Here is a 3013-nt window from a genome sequence, read left to right on the forward strand (position 1 = left end):
AGGACCGGCACATTGTTGCTTGGCAATCTTTCCGGTTACTGAGCGATCGACTTTATTCGTAAGCCAATCTTTACAGGCTACGGCTTCCAGTTGAAGAACCTGATCAAGATAATCGTTCAGTTTCTCACTTGAATAATCCAAAGGCTGATAAACAGTGTTTATCTTTTCGTCATCCAGAACCGTTTTAGGTGGTTTCCCAAAGAAATCTTTTAACTCCATATCGATTGGAGCACGACCTTCATCTTCAAATTTAAAGCGTTTATCGTCGGTAGTTTTACCAACAATATATAATGGGCTTCGTTCTCGATCAGCAACTTTTTGCAGAAGTTCTAAATCTTTTGGTTTCATCACCAAACCCATACGTTCCTGCGATTCATTCCCGACAATTTCTTTTGCCGAAAGGGTAGGATCGCCAACAGGTAGTTTTCTTACATCGATTACTCCTCCTGTTTCTTCTACTAGTTCGGAAAGACAGTTTAAATGTCCGCCAGCACCGTGGTCGTGAATGGAAACAATTGGATTCTCATCTTTTTCAATCATTGCTCGAACGGCATTAAAAGCCCGCTTTTGCATTTCAGGATTGGCGCGTTGTACGGCATTTAATTCTATATCATTATCATATTCTCCAGTAGCTACAGATGAAACGGCACCACCGCCCATTCCAATACGGTAATTATCGCCGCCTAAAACCACAATGGCATCGCCTGCTTCTGGAATATCTTTCAAGGCATCTTCTCTTTTTCCAAAACCGATACCACCGGCTTGCATAATTACTTTATCGAAGCCGTACTTTTTCTCATTTTCGAAATGCTCAAAAGTGAGTAAACTTCCGCAAATTAAAGGTTGACCAAATTTATTTCCAAAGTCACTGGCACCGTTGGAAGCTTTAATTAAAATTTCTTCGGGAGTTTGGTAGAGCCAAGGTCGAGCATCCGTAGCTTTTTCCCAAGCCCTATCGCCATTAGAACGAGGGTAGGAAGTCATATAAACCGCTGTTCCTGCGATAGGGATACTCCCTTTTCCTCCAGCCATTCTATCCCGAATTTCTCCACCAGATCCTGTTGCAGCACCATTAAAAGGTTCAACGGTAGTGGGGAAGTTATGAGTTTCAGCTTTTAAAGAAATAACCGTATCGATATCTTTGGTTTGAAAATAATCCGCTTTATCCTGGCTAGCTGGAGCAAATTGCTCTACTCTTGGTCCTAAAACAAAAGCCACATTATCTTTATAAGCAGATACCAAACGGTTTGGGTGAACTTTAGAGGTTTTCTTAATCAATGCAAAAAGCGATTCTTGCATTTCTACACCATTGATAATAAAGGTGCCGTTGAAAATCTTATGTCGGCAATGTTCTGAATTTACCTGAGCAAAGCCATAAACCTCGCTATCGGTTAGTTTTCGGTTTAATTTTTTACTGATGTCATTCAAATAATCAACTTCCTCATTGCTTAATGCCAGACCTTCCGTTTTATTGTATGTAGCAATGTCTAAGATGAATTCAACTTTCTCGGCTTGTTTATCTATCTCAAAGATTGTTTCATCAAGATTATGAACCAGCCTTTGAAGCATTGGATCGAAATCAGCATCATCAGTTTCAACCTGAATAAATTCCTCAATACGCAAAATGCCTTCGATTCCCATGTTTTGACTAATCTCCACGGCATTGGTGCTCCAAGGCGTAATCATTTCTTTACGAGGACCAATAAAGGATCCCTCAATTTTTGTAGATTTCACTTGCTTGGCACCAGAAAAAAGCCAATGCATTTTATCAATGTTTTCAGTGCTTAGCTGTTGAGATGACTCGAGAACGAAATATTTGTTTTCACTTGATTTATAGAAGAATAAAATCATTTTGTCGTGACTTTGATTGTTGATTTGATTGCGCAGCAAAGATAGTTTTTTCAATTGGGATTCTTTTGGTATTTTTGATAAAAATATCGTAAAAATATGCTTGAAAAAACGATACTAAAAGCTGCTCAATTAATCAAGAATTCTTCATACACTGTCGCCTTTACCGGTGCAGGAATTTCGGTTGAAAGTGGGATCCCTCCTTTTAGAGGGGAAGGGGGGTTGTGGAATACTTACGATCCAAGCATTTTGGATTTATCAACATATTTGCAAACACCAGAATTGTCTTGGCCTGCAATTAAAGCTCTTTTTTATGATTTCTTTGGAAAGGCAGAACCAAATTTGGCACACTTTAAATTGGTGGATCTAGAACGAAAAGGTTTGTTAAAGGAGATTATTACGCAAAATATTGATAATTTGCATCAAGCAGCAGGAAGTACGCTTGTATATGAATTTCACGGACGATTAAACTATTTTTTGTGCACGAAATGCAATAGGTATTATAAGGTATCGGATATTGATATTGGTAACCAACCGCCTTTGTGTTTAGAAACGAATTGTAAGTCTTTATTGAAACCAGATTTTGTATTTTTTGGAGAAGGAATCCCTGATAAGGCTTATCGGGCAAGTGTAAATGCTGCTAATCTTGCAGATGTTTTTATTATTATTGGTACAAGTGGAGAAATAATGCCTGCTTCTTCTATCCCAGTTTTAGCCAAGCAGAATGGCTGTAAGATTATAGAGATTAACCCCAATATTTCTAGTTTTACCCATAGTATTGCGGATGTATTTATTCAAGCCAATGCAAGTGAGGGACTTAGTCGTTTGGTGGAAGAATTAGATCGCTTTGTTTAAATCTTTGGGAGGCCAAATTTTATAAGTTTCAAATGCTGATAAGACGTTTTTTTATTCAAGATAGAAATGGAAATCTTGATTATTTCAATTAATTTTTAATTATTATTCTTTGGTGTAAATGTTCAAAAGGCTCTATTTTAAAGGGATAGAGGATGGTGCTTTTTGTTTTCGATATTCTTATTTGAAAACAATTAGAAAAGTCTTTTTTCTTTAGAATTATTTTCTACATTTGCACTCGCTTTTGGCGGGGACAATATGTCTTCTGATAGAGTGAAAAAGCACATTGAAAATAAATTTTAATTTTTATCAA

2 protein-coding genes are annotated in these 3013 nt (G+C 37.2%); one reads left to right on the plus strand and one right to left on the minus strand.

The features are described from left to right. Positions 1–1851: phosphoribosylformylglycinamidine synthase (locus J7K39_08275; GenBank protein MCD6179886.1), on the minus strand; the 1851-nt coding region annotated here is incomplete at its 3' end. Between the two features lie 96 nt (positions 1852–1947). Here J7K39_08275 and J7K39_08280 point away from each other — a divergent pair. Beyond that, positions 1948–2703 (plus strand): NAD-dependent deacylase, encoded by a 756-nt coding sequence (locus tag J7K39_08280; protein ID MCD6179887.1) that lies wholly within the window; start codon positions 1948–1950, stop codon positions 2701–2703. The last annotated feature ends 310 nt before the right edge of the window (positions 2704–3013 follow it).

It is taken from the genome of Bacteroidales bacterium, from assembly GCA_021157585.1.
In the GTDB taxonomy this organism is placed as follows: Bacteria; Bacteroidota; Bacteroidia; order Bacteroidales; family UBA12170; genus UBA12170.

Excerpts from the sequence above, each read along its gene's own strand:
- J7K39_08280 (MCD6179887.1), top strand. The coding sequence starts at position 1,948 with ATGCTTGAAAAAACGATACTAAAAGCTGCTCAATTAATCAAGAATTCT.